Genomic DNA, 16,148 nt, shown 5'->3' with positions numbered 1-16,148 from the left:
CCGTACTCGGCTCACGCCAATCTTTCCGCGATAGCAGGCTTTGGACTTCGCCGGCCGCCTGCAATCTGGTAATGGAGCGCTGAGAAAACGATCAGCCATTTCTCGCTTCCCTTCCCTCGTCAGCCTCCGTCGGCGGACGTTCCCCATGCGGCTCTTGTCCGCCCGGTGCCACTGCAATTTTGATGCTAGACCGCCATGATCCGCTCGAGGTGCTGCACAGAACCTTTGGCTATGAAGGCTTCCGCGGTTCTCAGGAAGCCGTGGTCCGTCACCTCGTCGATGGGGGTTCCGGGCTGGTCCTGATGCCGACCGGCGGAGGAAAGAGCCTCTGCTATCAAATTCCTGCTCTCTGCCGTCCGGGCGTGGGCATCGTTGTTTCTCCCCTGATCTCGCTCATGGAGGATCAGGTAGCGGCTCTGACGCAGCAGGACGTTGCTGCAGCCGCTTTACATTCCGAGCTGGATCGGGAGCAAACCCGCTCAGTTTGGCAGGCGCTTGATAGTCAAAAGCTGAAGCTGCTCTACGTTTCTCCAGAGCGGCTGACCGGCGAAGGCATCCTCTCCCGCCTGGACGAGACTCCAATATCGCTCTTCGCGATCGATGAAGCTCATTGCGTTAGCCAGTGGGGTCATCACTTCCGGCCGGAGTATCGCTCACTGCCTATCCTGGCTGAGCGGTTCCCACGGGTGCCCAGGGTTGCGCTGACCGCCACTGCAGATCTGCGCACCGTTCAGGACATTCAGCGCCAGTTGCGATTGGAGGACAGCCCTCTCTTCCGCGCAAGCTTTGACCGGCCGAATATCCATATTTCGGCTCAACCGCGGGAACAGGAGCGGAGCCAAATTCGCCAGTTCATCCGCATGGCAGGCGACAGTACAGGCGCTGGCTTGATCTACTGTGGCACGCGCCGAAAGGCAGAGGCCACGGCGGAGTGGCTGCGGCAAGACGGTCATGATGCTGTTATGTTCCATGCCGGCATGGATCCTGCCGATAAGCGGGCAGCCCACCGGAGGTTTGCCCGGGGCGATGCCGTGGTGATGGCTGCCACTATCGCTTTCGGAATGGGCATCGACCGTCCCGATGTCCGATATGTTGCACACACGGATCTGCCTCGCAGCCCTGAAAGCTGGTACCAAGAAATCGGCCGAGCCGGTCGCGACGGGCTTCCTGCACAAGCCTTGCTGCTCTACGGCGCCAACGATATCGCTCGGGCGCGCCACTATATCGGCGATAGCGCTGCTTCAGACGATCAGAAGCGTGTTGAGTTGCAGCGTCTGAACGCCATGGTAGCACTGGCTGGGGCGGCCACCTGCCGGCGCCAGATGCTGCTGCGATGCTTCGGAGAAGAGGCTGGGGATCGCTGTGGTCAATGTGACATTTGCAATGCACCACCGAAGGTGTTCGATGGCACAATCGCCGCGCAGAAGCTTCTGTCCGCGGTTCTGCGGACAGGCCGACGCTTCGGTCTAGGTCATGTGGTTGACGTGCTTCGCGGCAAGTCTACTGAGAAAGTTTCGCAGTTTGGGCATGACCAGCTTCCGACCTTCGGAGTTGGGCGTGAATTCTCCGAGGCAGCTTGGCGTGGGATCGCTCGGCAGCTGGTGGCTCAAGGGGCTCTCGACATCGCCGTCGAAAACCATGGGGAGTTGCTGCCGACGGATGCGGCAAAACCGATCCTTAAGGGCGAGAAGCAGATCAGCTTCCGAGAAGACCTGGTTGGCGCGGTGGGAAGTAAGACCAGAGGGCCTCAGCCCGCCACCCCCGAGGATCCGTGCTTCTCGGCGCTCCGGAACTGGCGCAGGCAAACAGCGCAGGCTCAAGGGGTGCCGGCTTATGTCATCTTCCAGGATCGGACCCTGGCGGAGATCGCAGCCGTCAGGCCGGCCAGCAAGGCTGCCTTGGCGCAGGTGCCAGGTGTAGGAGCCACCAAGTTGGAACGGTATGGAGACGCGGTTCTGGCTGTTCTTGGTAGCTGCGCGAATGGCTAATGAAAGCTCCGGCCAGACTCATCACCGACGGCTGGGCTTCTCCCGCCTATTGTAATGGTCGGGCCTTGAGCCACAAGGCCGGCACTGTAGGCCGGCCCGTGATTCAGTGCGCCCGCGCGATGCAGAACTCCACGACATCCAAAAGTGCCTTCCGATAAGGCGAATGAGGAAATGCGTCCAAGGCGCGGCACGCCTGGTCTCCGTAATGCCTTGCTCTGGCGACAGTATCTTCCAGTGTCCGGTGATGGCGCATCAGCGTCAAAGCGTGCTGCAGATCATGCTCATTCTGCTGCCGTTCCTCCAGAACACGCCGCCAGAAGACCTGTTCATCCTCGTCACCGCGGGCAAAGGCAAGCAGCACCGGCAGGGTTATCTTTCCTTCCCTGAAATCATCCCCGACCGTCTTGCCGAGCCTTTCCTGCTCTGCCGAATAATCAAGGGCATCGTCCACAAGCTGGAAGGCAATACCAAGGTTATGCCCATAGCTGTGGAGGGCCTCGGCTTCTTCCAGGCCACGGTCGGCCACCACGGCACCAACCCGCGTCGCGGCCGCAAACAAGGCTGCCGTCTTCCCCTCGATGACCTCCAGATATTGCTGCTCGGTCGAAGTTGTATCGTTCTGGATGACCAACTGCAGGACTTCGCCCTCGGCGATCGTCGCGGAAGCGCTGGAAAGGATGCGCAAGACCTCCGGCGATCCGTCAGCCACCATCAGCTCAAAGGCTCGGGCAAACAGGAAGTCGCCGACCAAAACGCTGGCCTTGTTGCCAAAAACGGCGTTGGCGCTGGCTAGTCCACGCCGCAAGTCGCTCTCATCCACAACATCGTCATGCAGCAGGGTGGCCGTGTGGATGAACTCGACGCAGGCGGCTAGGCCAACATGTCGCTCGCCGCTGTAACCACAAAGGCGCGCGGCAGCCAATGTCAGAAGCGGTCTCAGACGTTTACCGCCAGCAGCGATAAGATGAGCCGCCAGCTGGGGGATCAGCTGAACCGGGCTCTGCATGCGGGCAATGATTGCCGTATTGCACGCCTCGAGATCATCCCGCAGCAAGTCCATCAAGGCAGCCAGGGCGTCTTCGGCATCGGGTGCCGGAGCATGGGGCGCCTCGCGCCCTTGCGTGGCGGGGAAGTTCACGCGGCCATAGACCTCTTTCTTACGCGCCGCACCATACCGGTCAGGTCGGCAGCCAGCAAGGAGAGCACCTTGGCTGAGACGTCCGACATCAGGTACCTGGGGACAAGACCGCCAGCCGCATCAGCCTTCCCACATCGCAACTTGGCGGATAGGAGCAGCCCAGGCACCATCCGCTGCCGCTTGGCTGCCCTTCGCAAAGCCCTCCCCTATGGTGATGATCCGATCTGAGAAAGAAGGCCTGACGAGCGACACGCTTCTCCAGGGGCGTGTCCAACTGCTTCAGCCTTCAAGCGGCCTTCGCGCCGGCCTGGATGCGGTGTTGCTGGCTGCGAGCATTCCTGCGCAGCCTGGAGAAACCGTTCTTGAGGCAGGTTGCGGCAGCGGTGCTGTGTTTCTCTGCCTTTTGGCACGCATACCAAGCTTGCGGATCGTTGCGGTTGAACGCGTTGCTGCCCTCGCTGAGCTTGCCCGCCGCAACGCAGTCATCAACGGCGTCGCAGATCGGGTTACCGTCATAGAGGGCGACGTGACCCAGCTGGACGAGCTGCGTCACCTCGCGGTCCAGCACGCCTGCGCTAATCCGCCCTACTGGCCCACCGGCACGCGGCCACCAGAGGCCTTGAGGTCTCAAGCAACGCATACCGAAAGCGCTGGCGATCTGAAAGCGTGGGCAACCGCCATGGCGCGCCCACTCGCGCACCGGGCTTCCATGACCTTCATCCTGCCAACAACGCGCTACTTGGACGGAGCTGATGCATTGCGGGCGGCGCACTGCTTTGGCGTGGAAGTCATGCCGCTCTGGCCACGGCCTGGAAGCGTTTCGAAACGTGTCCTTTTGCAGGCCCGCCGCTTCAGCCACGCGCCTGATCGCGTTCATCAAGGCCTGATCTTGCATGATGGTTCTGGCTGGAGCGCGGCTGCAGCAAAGCTGCTCGACCGGGGCGAAGCGCTCTCCTGGGGGTAAAACCGCAAAGCGATTGCTTGTCCCCCAGGGCTCTATTAGGAGTCGATTCACCATGACCCAGGACTCCGCGAAGCAGATGGCACCACAAAGCGCCGCAACCGATGCGGATGCCCTTGCCCTAGCTGCGGATGAGAAGCGTAACGATGCACAATGGGTAGAGGCGGCAGAGCTTTACACGGCGGTCCTTAAAGCGCGTCCTGACGCCTGGCCGCTCATGGTGCAGCGCGGCCACTGTCTGAAGGAGTCAGGACGCGTCCGGGAAGCCCTGGCGAGCTATCGTGAAGCCGAGCACCACGCGCCAGACGATTCCGACCTGCATCTCCAAATCGGTCACGCGCACAAGATCCTGGGCGACTGGCAGGAAGCGGCGCTGGCTTATGCCAGGGCAGTCTCTCTTGACCCCGGCAATGTGGATGCCTGGAGGGAGTCCTCGTCGACCGCAGAATGGCTTGTACGGCATCCAGATACGGATGTGACCGCGGATGAATTGCTTTCGACGGAATTCCCGGGGGCACTGGAAAGACCTGATCCGCCAGCTTTCCACCAGGACAGCGCGCCTGTGCTTGCCGGCTCGTTGGTATCAAGCCGCGTCCAAATGGTCCTCGATGTGACTGACCTGCTTGATTACTTCAACAGTTCCAGAACGCCTACAGGCATTCAAAGGGTTCAGCTCGGCATCGTTTCCCGTGCCATTGAGGAGTCGTCAGAATCCCGGGTCGACCTATGCTTTGCTGCGTATGATGCAGGCGACCTTTCCTGGCATCAGGTCGCCACCAAGGGCTTCACCGAACTTACGACTCTGGCTGCCCGAGGCTCCGACACGGAAGATCCCGTGTGGGTATACACCCGGGACACTCTCCGACAGCATGTTGCGCATGCGCCGGCCTTTGCCTTCAGGGAAGGCGCTCTTCTTGTCAATCTCGGGAATTCCTGGGGATTTCCGGACTATTTCCGGGCCCTGCGTGCAGCTCAGCATGTCTACGGTGTTCGCTACATCCCCTTCATCCATGACTGCGTGCCGCTGATCGTCCCTGAGCACTGCCTCCTGACCATGGTGCAGGATTATTCCCGCTGGTTCGGCGCGATCGGCCTGCATGCGCATGGCATCCTGTGCAATTCGGAGAACACGAAAAGGGATGTTCTTCAGCAACTTGATCGATTGCTTCCAGGACAAACACTGCCGATCCATGTGATCCGCCTGGATGGTGACCCGCGGAGCGTGGCTGCCATTCCGGAAGACGCTAGCCTGGCTGCCCTGCGTGCTCTCCGCCCCGGCGAGCCATACTGCCTCTTCGTTGCAACAATCGAGAGCCGTAAGGACCATCTCCTCGTTTTCCAGGCTTGGCTGCAACTTGTGCGCCGGCATGGACCATCAAAGGTGCCGCGTCTGGTCTGCGTGGGAAAAGCAGGGTGGCATTCCGAGGCCGCGCTCAGCTTGTTGCAAAATGCTCCGGAACTTCAGCGCCATGTCGTTCTGTTGTCACGCGTGTCGGACCAGGAGCTCGATGCACTCTACGATCAATGTCTCTTCACCGTGTATAACAGCCACTACGAAGGGTGGGGCCTGCCCATCACGGAGGCGTTGGCCCATGGCAAGGTTGTCCTGACCCCACGCCATTCCGCATTGGCCGAGGCCGGCGGTGAGGCCGCCCTGTACTTTGTGCCTCAGAGCCAGCCTGACCTGCAGCATAAGCTGGAGCAGCTTATGTTCGACCGGGACTTCAGGATGGCGCAGGAGGCAATCGTCCGCGACAAAGGCCGGCCTCGCAGTTGGAGCGAGATCAAGGACCAGACGCTGGCCGCCGTGCTGGAGCTTGCAGAGCATCCCCGCCAGCCTCTTGCGGCGCGCAAGACGGTGAATCTCGGGCAGCAATACAGAACGCAGCGCCTCCTCCGGACACGTCCAGACGTCGCCCTGGCTCTGGCCGAGGCGGTACGGGACGGCCTGTCCTGGCATCCGGTCGAAGAATGGGGCGTGTGGTGCCGATCAGGTGCGGCCATCCTGCGCATCCCCCTTCCGCCCGCTGCACTTGGAACACCCCTTCGCCTCTACCTGGAGCTTCGTTCACCGCCGGTGGCGGTGACCATTCCAGTCCGTTGCCACTCGGCAAACGCCGCCGTTGCACACTTCGACGTCTCGCTGGAAGCTGGCGGCGACAACACCTTCATGCTGGATCTACCGCCTATAGCTGAGGGTAACCTGCTCGAAATCGAGTTGGACAACGGGAATGGCATCGATCTTCCGGCTCTGGGCCTGCCGGACCCAAGGCGGATCGGCCTGGGCCTTCGAAGCTTCATGCTGTGCCGATTGGATGACTATGCCGCTCGGCTGGGTTTTCTTGAGCAGCAAACCCTGCAGCAAGCTTCCACCTGAAGTGCCTGCCTGAGTGGGACATTCGCGAGGAGAGACAGCCGGTTGCTCCCCTCGCCGCAGTTGTTCAGCCGGCCAACATACTCCGAATAGCGGCGATCGCCTCGTCCGCCTTGGAAGCGTCCGGTCCACCGGCCTGAGCCATGTCAGAGCGTCCGCCCCCGCCTTTGCCACCCAGGGCAAGACTTCCGACGCGAACGAGACCAATGGCATCAACCTGATCTTTAACTGCCTCGCCCACGCCCACAACGATGCTCGCCTTCCCGTCGGCGGTGGACAACAACGCCACAACATCTGCTTGCCCGGATTTCAGGATCGCGTCCGCCATGCCCTTCAGGTCACGCGGTGGAACCTCTCCCAGATTGCGGCCGGAAAAACGGACTCCCGCTAGATCCTCTACTGCGGTGCTGCCGGCACCAGTGGCCAGTTGCTTGCGCAGCTCGGCAAGGTCGCGCTCAAGTTTCCGCCGTTCCTCCACCAGTCCGGACACGCGGGCGGGCAGGTCTGTGGGCGAAACCTTCAGCACACTGGCGGCATCCCTCAACAAGCGCTGCTCGTCTCCGATAAGCGACAGGGCTGCCTCACCGGTCACTGCTTCGATGCGGCGTACGCCGGCTGAAACAGCACCTTCAGCGACGATTTTGAAAAGGCCTATATCGCCTGTTTGGCGCACGTGAGTGCCACCGCAGAGCTCCAGCGAGTAGACGCCGTGGCGATCGACGGCGTTGGGATCCTTGCCCATGCCGACAACGCGTACCTCATCACCGTACTTCTCGCCGAACAAGGCCATTGCGCCAACCTCGACCGCAGCCTCCGGGGTCATCAGGCGGGTGACGACCTCGGAATTCTGCCGAATGCGAGCATTCACCTCGGCCTCGACCCAGGACAGGTCGCTGGGGGTGATCGGTGTCGGCTGGGACACATCGAACCGCAGGCGATCAGGCGCGTTGAGGCTGCCCTTCTGCGTCACATGGGACCCCAGTCGTCGGCGTAGCGCCTCGTGCAGCAGATGAGTGGCAGAATGGTGGGCGCGGATCGCTGATCGACGCTCGTGGTCCACCGTCGCGGTTACGGCGGTGCCGATGCGGGCTTCACCGGCCTCGACAATGCCGAGGTGCACGAAGAGCCCCAGCTTCTTCTGCGTATCGCGAACCGCGATCTTCAGGCCATCGGCGCCGGTGATGAGGCCGGCATCACCAACCTGCCCTCCACTCTCGGCGTAGAAGGGCGTTTGGTTCAGAACGACCGCAACTTCCGTTCCGGCAGGTGCCTGGGCAAGAGGTACGCTACCAGAGAGCATCGCCAGGATCTCGCCCTCAGCGGTCTCCGTGGAGTAGCCAAGAAACTCGGTCGTACCGAGCTTCTCCTTGAGGTCGAACCATCCAGCCTCGGTCGCAGCCTCGCCAGAGCCAGCCCAAGCGGCACGGGCACGCCGCTTCTGCTCGGCCATGGCCGCCTCGAACCCGGCAAGGTCAACGGCTTTTCCTTCGCCGCGTAATGCATCCTGGGTCAGATCCACGGGGAAGCCGTAGGTGTCATACAAACGGAAGGCAACGTCACCCGGAAGCACGCCGCCATCCGACAGCTTTGCGCTTTCCTCCGACAACAGGCCGAGCCCACGCTCGAGCAAGGTCCGGAAGCGGCCCTCTTCCAGCTTAAGCGTCTCGGAGATCAACGCCTCGGCGCGGACGAGTTCGGAATAGGCTGTGCCCATCTGCCGGACCAGAACTGGCAGCAACCGGTAAAGCAACGGCTCCTTCGTGCCCATAAGGTGAGCGTGGCGCATCGCGCGGCGTAGGATGCGCCGAAGCACGTAGCCCCTTCCTTCATTGGACGGCATGACACCGTCGGCGATGAGGAATGCGCCAGACCGCAGATGATCCGCCACCACGCGGTGACTGACCTTGAAGGGCCCATCGGGCGCCTGACCGGTCAGCTCAGCACTGGCCAGAATCAACGCCCGGAAGGTGTCGATGTCGTAGTTATCGTGCTTGCCCTGCAGAATAGCGGCGAAACGCTCAAGTCCCATGCCGGTATCGATAGATGGCCGAGGCAGCGGATTGCGTACCCCTGCCGGGTCCTCAAGATACTGCATGAAGACGAGGTTCCAGATCTCGATGAACCGATCGCCATCCTCATCTGGACTTCCAGGTGGACCGCCCGGAATGCTGTCGCCGTGATCAAAGAAAATCTCGGAACAAGGGCCACATGGCCCGGTATCGCCCATACGCCAGAAATTGTCGCTTGTAGGGATGCGGATGATGCGCTCATCCGGCAGGCCCGCAATCTTGCGCCAAAGTGCCGCGGCGTCCTCATCCTCCGAGAAGACCGTGACCAGGAGCTTCTCCTTGGGCAAGCCGAAATCTTTGGTCAGCAAGGTCCAGGCATGAGTAATGGCCTGATCCTTGAAGTAATCGCCAAAAGAAAAGTTACCCAGCATTTCGAAAAATGTATGATGCCGCGCTGTATAGCCAACATTGTCCAGGTCATTGTGTTTACCACCTGCGCGAACCGACTTTTGCGCGGTCGTGGCTCTGGAGTAGGGTCGCCTTTCCTGCCCGGTGAACACGTTCTTGAACTGCACCATTCCACTGTTGGTGAACATCAGCGTGGGGTCGTTGCGGGGAACCAGCGGAGAGCTCTCCACTATGGTATGGCCGTTGCGGGCGAAGTATTCGAGGAAGGTCGCACGGATGTCGTTGCTGCTGGTCATCGTCCGCTGTCTTGCCCTGGCGTCGGCGAATGGTGGGTAGCTGACGTAGCGCGCCAGAGCTAGAGTGGAAAGCCCAGCACCATTCGCCGCACTTGCGGGCGGCTTATTGCTGAAACCGAGATGCTTCACAGGCAAGCCATGCCGGCGCGTAGATCCACATCCGACAATGGCGATCTCTTCGGCTCCTCCGCCGGAGAACCGGTATCGAACGTCGGAAGCCACAGCCAGGCCGAAACCATCCGGCCGCTTGCCGATCGTCTGAGGCCACGCAACCTGAACGAGATTGTCGGGCAGGATCATTTGCTTGGCACAAGCGGCAGCTTGACAAGGATGCTTGCCAGGGGCGCTATGGCATCCCTGATTCTTTGGGGACCTCCAGGCGTCGGGAAAACCACCATTGCCCGTCTCCTCGCCGACGCATCCGGATTGCGGTTCGCACCGCTATCGGCGGTGTTCTCCGGTGTGGCCGACCTAAAGCGAGTCTTCGACGAAGCCAGAGCGCGACGTGGCATCGGACAGGGGACCCTGCTGTTCGTCGATGAAATTCATCGGTTTAACCGCGCGCAGCAGGATGGATTTTTACCTTATGTGGAGGACGGCACCGTCATCCTGGTGGGTGCGACCACCGAGAACCCCTCCTTTGCCCTGAATGGCGCCTTGCTCTCGCGTTGCCAGGTTCTGGTACTGAAGCGGTTGGATGACGAAGCGCTTGAGAAGCTTCTGGCGCGGGCGGAAAATGAGGCGGACCGCCCTCTCCCCCTTACGATGGAGGCGAGAGGAACGCTGCGGGCGATGGCCGACGGTGATGGCCGGTACGGCCTCAACATGGCGGAGCAACTCCTGGCGGAGGATGTCCCGCAACCTTTGGACAACGCCGGCCTGTCTGCTCTGCTTTCCAAACGGGCGGCCCTCTACGACAAGGATCGGGAAGAGCATTACAATCTGATCTCGGCCCTTCATAAGTCCCTCCGCGGCAGCGATCCGGACGCCGCCTTGTACTGGTTTTGCCGGATGCTCGAAGGCGGCGAAGACCCTCGCTACATTGCACGCCGCCTGACGCGGTTCGCGGCAGAGGATGTGGGCCTAGCCGACCCTACCGCCTTGCCCGCCGCGATCGCGGCCTGGGAATCCTACGAACGCCTGGGATCACCCGAGGGAGAGCTGGCCCTCGCGCAGCTCGTGGTTCATCTCGGCGTCGCTCCAAAGTCCAACGCGGTCTACAAAGCCTATGGAACTGCGCGACGGGCCGCGAAACAAACCGGCAGCCTGATGCCGCCCACACATATTCTGAATGCTCCGACGAAGCTCATGAAGCAGCTGGGATACGGGCAAAACTACGATTACGACCATGATTCCGATGAAGCCTTCAGCGGCCAGAACTACTTTCCGGATGACATGGAGAGGCAGCAGTTTTACCGGCCTACAGATCGAGGCCGGGAAGCGCAGATTCGGGATCGTCTGGAACACTGGTCCAGTCTTCGGCTGCAGAGGCAGCGGAGCAAGCTGCGGGAATGAGCCCCGCCTCTCCTGTTGCACTGGTTCTCGTGGCAGCGGGTGGAGCATCCGGGGCTGTTCTGCGCCATTTGCTTGGAGTGCTCTGCCTCATGTGGTTCGGCACGGCTTGGCCATGGGCGACACTGATCGTGAACGTCTCCGGGAGTGCTGTGATCGGCTTCCTGACAGGCTTGGCAGTAGGTCCGCTCGTGCTATCGGATGCTATGCGGCTCTTCCTGGTGACCGGTGTGCTTGGCGGCTTCACCACCTTCTCAGCCTTCTCCTTGGATACGGGCTCTTTGGCGCAGCGCTCAGGTGTGGCGGCCTTCGCCTATGTCGCGCTGACCGTAGGGCTGGGGCTGAGTGCCTTCTTCATCTTCTTGACCTTAGGACGGCGGCTAGCCTGACGCCGGTGGCGAGCGGCATCCGCATGGGGATTTGCCACCTTTCTGCTATGAGGTTCACTGAAGCCTTCTTGAGAATGCCATGAGTGTTCAACATCGAATTGTGCATGCGGCCGACGCGGAATCACGCTTAGACCGCTGGTTTCGCCGTCACTTCCCGCAACTGACCCAGGGTGCGCTACAAAAAATGCTGCGCACCGGGCAGATCCGGGTTGATGGACGCCGTGCCGAGGCCAGTACGCGGCTAGAACGCGGGCAGGAAATTCGCATTCCTCCGTTGCCGGAAGGGCCGGCACCGGAAGCTCCTGCGCGGGAGCGAATGGCTTCTGAGGAAGATGCTCGCGACCTGGAGCGGATGATCCTCTACCGGGACGAGCACGTCATCGCGCTGAACAAGCCGCATGGTTTACCGGTGCAAGGCGGGCCGAACATCCGCAAGCATCTGGATGGCATGCTTGATGTGCTTCGCTTCGGTCATGACGAGCGGCCGCGACTGGTGCACCGGCTAGACCGCGACACCTCGGGGGTCCTTCTGCTGGCGCGTGGCGCCTTTGCCGCCAACCGCCTTGCCTCGGCTTTTCGTGGGCGTGACGCGCAGAAGACTTACTGGGCTCTTGTGGTCGGTCAGCCGCAGATCCAGGGGGGGCGCATCGACATGCCCCTGGCCAAGCAAGGCGGTCCTCGTGGAGAAAGGATTGTGCCCGCCGAAGGCAAGGATGGAGCCTACGCCATCACTGAGTTCAACACCATCGATGTAGCGCGACGCCATGCGACATGGCTTGAGCTGAAGCCCTTGACGGGCCGCACGCATCAGCTGCGAGTGCACTGCGCGGCGGCCCTCGCCTGCCCCATCCTGGGTGATGGCAAGTATGGCGGGCAACAGGCGCACCTGGAGGGCATGTCGCACGCACTGCATCTTCATGCGCGCGCCATCTCCGTTCCGCATCCGGATGGTGGGTCTCTGGAAGTAACTGCTCCGCTTCCTCGCCACATGACGGAAAGCTTCTCGACTCTCGGCTTCGAGGTCCCGCGCACCCATGCGGCACGCCGCACACCCTGAGCTGCTCGCCAGCAAATCTTCGATAAGCAAGAAAAGCGCCGGACATATCCGGCGCTTTCATCATCCAAAACGCTCAGGCCGACACTATTCGGCCGCTGCGGCTTCGTCGGGTTCCGGTCCCACCATCATGCTGTTAGCAACGATACCAGCCTGAGACCTGATCCGCTGCTCAATGCTGTCGGCCATGGAGGGGTTGTCGCGCATGAACTGCTTGGCATTCTCGCGCCCTTGACCGATCCGCTGGCTGTCGCAGCTGAACCAAGCACCCGATTTCTCCACGACGCCGGCCTTCACGCCGAGGTCGATCAGTTCGCCAACCTTTGAGACGCCTTCGCCATACATGATGTCGAACTCGACCTGCCGGAAAGGCGGCGCCATCTTGTTCTTCACCACTTTGACGCGTGTCTGATTGCCGGTGACTTCCTCGCGATCCTTGATCTGCCCGATGCGACGGATCTCCAGGCGAACCGAGGCATAGAACTTCAGCGCATTGCCCCCCGTCGTTGTCTCCGGGTTGCCGAACATCACGCCGATCTTGAGCCGAATCTGGTTCAAAAAGATCAGCAAGGTGTTGGAGCGGGAAACCGAGCCTGTCAGCTTGCGCAGTGCCTGGCTCATCAGGCGGGCATGCAGGCCGACGTGACTGTCGCCCATTTCGCCTTCCAACTCGGCACGCGGAACCAGGGCGGCCACGGAGTCCACCACCAGCACGTCAACCGCGCCGGACCTGACCAGGGTGTCGGCAATCTCCAAGGCCTGTTCGCCGGCATCAGGCTGGCTGATCAGCAGATTATCGACATCGACGCCAAGCTTGCGGGCGTAGCCTGGATCGAGCGCATGCTCCGCATCCACGAAGGCGCAGGTGCCGCCGCGCTTCTGAGCCTCAGCGATGGCGTGCAGCGCAAGCGTGGTCTTGCCTGAGCTCTCAGGACCATAAATCTCTACAATACGTCCCTTCGGCAGGCCGCCGATCCCGAGTGCCAAATCCAGACCCAGTGATCCAGTTGGGATTACCTCAATTTCGTCGGATTGCTGCTTGGCGCCCATCCGCATGATGGAGCCTTTGCCGAAGGCCCTTTCGATCTGGCTGAGCGCAGCATCGAGTGCCTTGTTCTTATCCATTCTGGAAATCCCTTTCGCCAAAGGCGAGAATGTCGAGGTTCCAATCTAGTGAGCGTCTTGTCCCAAATCAGCAGGGCAGAATCGCGCTTCATCCACCTGAACTCTACCGTACGGTGGTCAATTTCCCCACAAAGATTTCAACATCACATAGAGCCATGAGTTCCCTATATGTTCTCTCCACCAAAGAAAGACAAGGGATCAATCAGCCGCCAATTTTCGAACAGCCTCTACAAGCTCTGCGGGGCGGTAGGGTTTTGCAAGATGCGCGAGGCGGTCCTCGGTTATGCCTTTCCCCACGATGGATGGGGCATATCCACTTACCAGCAGTACCGGAAGCGCAGGAAAGAATTGCCGCAGGCGGTCCCGCAGGGCAGGGCCGTCCATGCCTGGCATGACGACATCCGACACCAAGATCGATGGCCGGAGCCCCTCTTGCTCCACCAAGAACAGGGCAGCCTCGCCATCCTCAGCAGCCACAACATTCCAGCCTGCCCGACGTAAGGCCCGTTCAGCCAGCAGCCGTAGAGGCGCTTCATCGTCTACCAGGAGAAGTAACCCGGCAGGTTGGTGCTCAGCTGGGACAGTTGGCACTTTGCCGGATTTCGGCTGTTCTTCGCCCACCCCCTCAACACGCGGCAGCAGGATCCGGAAGCGCGTTCCCTGTCCGACCTCGCTGTCAAAGAGGACGTAGCCGCCGGACTGGCGAATGATTCCATAGACAGTGGCAAGCCCCATGCCGCTCCCACCGCTTCGCGCGCGGCTGGTGAAGAAAGGCTCGAAGATCCGACTTCGAATATCGGGAGAAATGCCACTTCCTGTATCTGCGACCTGCAGAACGCTCCATCTTCCAGCGGGAACATCATCCGGATCGGCGGAAAGCGGCTCCAGCAGCAAGGAGCGCCCTGTCGAGATCGAAAGCCGCCCGCCGTTCGGCATGGCGTTCCTTGCATTCATTGCAAGGTTCATCACCACACGATCAAGCTGCGAGGGATCAATGCGCACCAAACGTTCCGGCTCTTCCAGCGCCAGATCCAAGGTTATGCCCTGCCCCAGAACCGGCCGCAGCATCTGAGCCATGCTCCTGACCGCCCGATTGAGCGCAACATTCTGCGGGGTCAGAACCTGTTGTCTGGCGTAGGCCAGCAGCTGACGAACGAGCGCGCCGCCCCTTTCGGCTGCCTGCCTGATCTGCTCCAGCTCTTCCCGAGGCTGCGATACGCCTTTTTCATCTAGAAGCTGAACAGCTTGGTCGGCTGCTCCGATAACGACTGACAAGAGATTGTTGAAGTCATGCGCGATGCCGCCAGCAAGTGCGCCAAGTGCCTGGAGGCGCTCTGCTTCCTGTGTCTGAGCCACCAAGATGCTCTGCTGGCTGACGTCTTTCAGAATCACCGTGTCGCCGGCAACATCGCAACTGATCACCAGCAATGGCGCAAAGGTTGAGGGAGCCCGATCATCCAGCGTGGCAAGTTGAAGCTCCGCCTCTCCCTGTGGGTGCTGTGTCCATGCGAGGAAGTCATCACGCGACGAAGCGCGGAAGATGTTCTTTGCAGGCATGCCGGTGCGAACAGGTACGATGGGGCCGAGAACACGCAGCAGGGCTGTGTTCGCTTCCAGCAGGCACTTCTGCTTGTCCATGCGAAACGCAGCATCCGGGAGGCAGGCAAATAAATCATCGGCCGGCTTCGCCCCGACTTTGCGCGCCTTACGCCAATTCTCCAGCAGATTCACGTCGGCTACTCGGCGCCGCTGGACCTGAAGAAGGCCGCAGGCATGGCCATAGTCGCGGTGCTACGTCGAACAGGGAAGGAGAATCCGGCAGGCCCGTTCCGAAACCTGTTGCCAACCTGCACGTCCGCACTCCTGCTGGTGATCCACCGGGCCATAAGGAGTCATGCAAGCGGTGAATGAATCATTAACCCAGCGGCTGAAAGCGAAGCTTCTCCGGCGATTTTCTGCATCTTGAAGAGGATCGGAGCTGTTCGGATCGATCCTCTTCAAGATGAGCTTAGCTTGCCAGGGGAAGATGCTTGCTGATGTAGGGGGGCAAATTGAACGCTCCCACATGAATTTCCGGCGTCCAGTACTGCGTCTGGCCGGCCACACCGGCCGCCTCTGCCCTCTGCCGGATGGTGGCTACGTCGACCTGGCGCAAGGAAGCATCCTTTGCAGCCCACCCCAAAGTCATAAAGCCGCCTACATAGGTGGGAACCGCCACAACATAGGCCCAGATATCATTGAACGCCTTGCCACGACGAAGGCTGGTTACCTCAAGCTCCTCCGCCTGCATGATCGGCACGCCGCACTGATTGACAATCAGGCCGCGTTCAGACAGCAGCCGGGCCGCATTGGCATAGAACTCGTCCGTGAAAAGCACTTCGCCGACGCCGATGGGATCGGTCGAGTCAACGATCATAACGTCGAAGCTGCCAGTCTCGGCCTTACGGACATAGTCGATGCCGTCTCCGACGATGACTTCGGCACGGGGATCCGTCCAGGCCGAACCACCGATGTCCGGCATGTGCTCGCGGCAGAGGCGGATCACCTCGCCATCGATCTCCACCATTACTGCCTTCTCGACGGTTTTGTGCTGCAGAACCCGCTTCAGCACACCGCCATCGCCGGCGCCGATGATCAGGACGCGTCGGGCAGCGCCATGCGCCAGCAGCGGCACATGGGTCAGCATCTCCTGATAAACGAACTCGTCCTTCTCCGTGATCTGCACGGCGCCGTCGAGCAACATCACCCGACCATGGCTGTAGCTCTCGAACAGCATGATGTCCTGGAACTCACTTTGGACGCGAGCGAGCTCTCGCTTCACCAGGAAGCGCTGGCCCCATTCGGCATAGAGCGTCTCGTTCACCCAGGATTCGGTCGGCATGGTTCGTCCTCGA

General features: G+C 61.0%; 11 protein-coding genes. 6 read left to right on the top strand and 5 right to left on the bottom strand.

The features are described 5' to 3' along the window. Positions 1-209: 209 nt before the first annotated feature. Positions 210-1,988: a DNA helicase RecQ gene (gene recQ, locus ACFOD4_RS11870; RefSeq protein WP_379596668.1), complete on the top strand. Its 1,779-nt coding sequence runs from the start codon at positions 210-212 to the stop codon at positions 1,986-1,988. Positions 1,989-2,091: 103 nt separating this feature from the next. Here recQ and ACFOD4_RS11865 read toward each other — a convergent pair whose 3' ends face one another. After that, positions 2,092-3,048 carry a polyprenyl synthetase family protein gene (locus ACFOD4_RS11865; protein ID WP_456316889.1) on the bottom strand — a complete coding sequence of 319 codons (957 nt, stop codon included), beginning with the start codon at positions 3,046-3,048 and terminating at the stop codon, positions 2,092-2,094. 286 nt (positions 3,049-3,334) lie between these two features. On the opposite strand from ACFOD4_RS11865, the gene ACFOD4_RS11860 reads away from it, so the two are divergent. Both ACFOD4_RS11860 and ACFOD4_RS11855 read left to right on the top strand, forming a co-directional pair. Next, on the top strand, positions 3,335-4,090 hold the full coding sequence (locus tag ACFOD4_RS11860) for a tRNA1(Val) (adenine(37)-N6)-methyltransferase (protein WP_379596664.1): 756 nt from the start codon (positions 3,335-3,337) through the stop codon (positions 4,088-4,090). Continuing rightward, positions 4,020-6,464, top strand: a complete 2,445-nt coding sequence (locus ACFOD4_RS11855; protein WP_379596663.1) for a glycosyltransferase — start codon at positions 4,020-4,022, stop codon at positions 6,462-6,464. Before ACFOD4_RS11860 ends, ACFOD4_RS11855 begins: the two co-directional genes overlap by 71 nt. Before the next feature lie 64 nt (positions 6,465-6,528). Here the strand turns inward: ACFOD4_RS11855 and alaS are convergent, their stop codons facing one another. After that, positions 6,529-9,174 (bottom strand): alanine--tRNA ligase, encoded by a 2,646-nt coding sequence (alaS, locus tag ACFOD4_RS11850; protein ID WP_379596662.1) that lies wholly within the window; start codon positions 9,172-9,174, stop codon positions 6,529-6,531. Between the two features lie 138 nt (positions 9,175-9,312). Here alaS and ACFOD4_RS11845 point away from each other — a divergent pair, with 138 nt between their 5' ends. From ACFOD4_RS11845 to ACFOD4_RS11835, 3 genes are all read left to right on the top strand, one after another. After that, positions 9,313-10,689 carry a replication-associated recombination protein A gene (locus tag ACFOD4_RS11845; protein WP_379596660.1) on the top strand — a complete coding sequence of 459 codons (1,377 nt, stop codon included), beginning with the start codon at positions 9,313-9,315 and terminating at the stop codon, positions 10,687-10,689. Further along, on the top strand, positions 10,686-11,075 hold the full coding sequence (locus ACFOD4_RS11840) for a CrcB family protein (protein WP_379596659.1): 390 nt from the start codon (positions 10,686-10,688) through the stop codon (positions 11,073-11,075). Before ACFOD4_RS11845 ends, ACFOD4_RS11840 begins: the two co-directional genes overlap by 4 nt. Positions 11,076-11,154: 79 nt before the next feature. Next, positions 11,155-12,132 carry an RluA family pseudouridine synthase gene (locus ACFOD4_RS11835; RefSeq protein ID WP_379596657.1) on the top strand — a complete coding sequence of 326 codons (978 nt, stop codon included), beginning with the start codon at positions 11,155-11,157 and terminating at the stop codon, positions 12,130-12,132. Between the two features lie 84 nt (positions 12,133-12,216). Here ACFOD4_RS11835 and recA read toward each other — a convergent pair whose 3' ends face one another. From recA to speE, 3 genes are all read right to left on the bottom strand, one after another. Further along, positions 12,217-13,254 carry a recombinase RecA gene (gene recA, locus ACFOD4_RS11830; RefSeq protein WP_379596656.1) on the bottom strand — a complete coding sequence of 346 codons (1,038 nt, stop codon included), beginning with the start codon at positions 13,252-13,254 and terminating at the stop codon, positions 12,217-12,219. 198 nt (positions 13,255-13,452) lie between these two features. Then, positions 13,453-14,985: an ATP-binding protein gene (locus ACFOD4_RS11825; RefSeq protein WP_379596654.1), complete on the bottom strand. Its 1,533-nt coding sequence runs from the start codon at positions 14,983-14,985 to the stop codon at positions 13,453-13,455. 277 nt (positions 14,986-15,262) lie between these two features. Next, the gene (speE, locus tag ACFOD4_RS11820) at positions 15,263-16,135 is read right to left on the bottom strand and encodes a polyamine aminopropyltransferase (RefSeq protein WP_379596653.1); all 873 of its coding nucleotides are present in this window, start codon (positions 16,133-16,135) and stop codon (positions 15,263-15,265) included. Positions 16,136-16,148: the final 13 nt, after the last annotated feature.

Origin of the sequence: Teichococcus globiformis, from assembly GCF_042646265.1 — a bacterium.
GTDB classification, from domain to species: domain Bacteria; phylum Pseudomonadota; class Alphaproteobacteria; order Acetobacterales; family Acetobacteraceae; genus Pseudoroseomonas; species Pseudoroseomonas globiformis.
Note: the sequence above shows the minus strand (reverse complement) of the source record. Positions and strands in the feature narration are given on the sequence as shown.

Coding starts and splice junctions, on each gene's coding strand:
- ACFOD4_RS11840 (WP_379596659.1), top strand. CDS start 10,686: ATGAGCCCCGCCTCTCCTGTTGCACTGGTTCTCGTGGCAGCGGGTGGA.
- ACFOD4_RS11845 (WP_379596660.1), top strand. CDS start 9,313: ATGCCGGCGCGTAGATCCACATCCGACAATGGCGATCTCTTCGGCTCC.
- ACFOD4_RS11855 (WP_379596663.1), top strand. CDS start 4,020: ATGATGGTTCTGGCTGGAGCGCGGCTGCAGCAAAGCTGCTCGACCGGG.
- alaS (WP_379596662.1), bottom strand. CDS start 9,174: ATGACCAGCAGCAACGACATCCGTGCGACCTTCCTCGAATACTTCGCC.
- ACFOD4_RS11835 (WP_379596657.1), top strand. CDS start 11,155: ATGAGTGTTCAACATCGAATTGTGCATGCGGCCGACGCGGAATCACGC.
- recA (WP_379596656.1), bottom strand. CDS start 13,254: ATGGATAAGAACAAGGCACTCGATGCTGCGCTCAGCCAGATCGAAAGG.
- ACFOD4_RS11860 (WP_379596664.1), top strand. CDS start 3,335: ATGGTGATGATCCGATCTGAGAAAGAAGGCCTGACGAGCGACACGCTT.
- ACFOD4_RS11865 (WP_456316889.1), bottom strand. CDS start 3,048: ATGGACTTGCTGCGGGATGATCTCGAGGCGTGCAATACGGCAATCATT.
- speE (WP_379596653.1), bottom strand. CDS start 16,135: ATGCCGACCGAATCCTGGGTGAACGAGACGCTCTATGCCGAATGGGGC.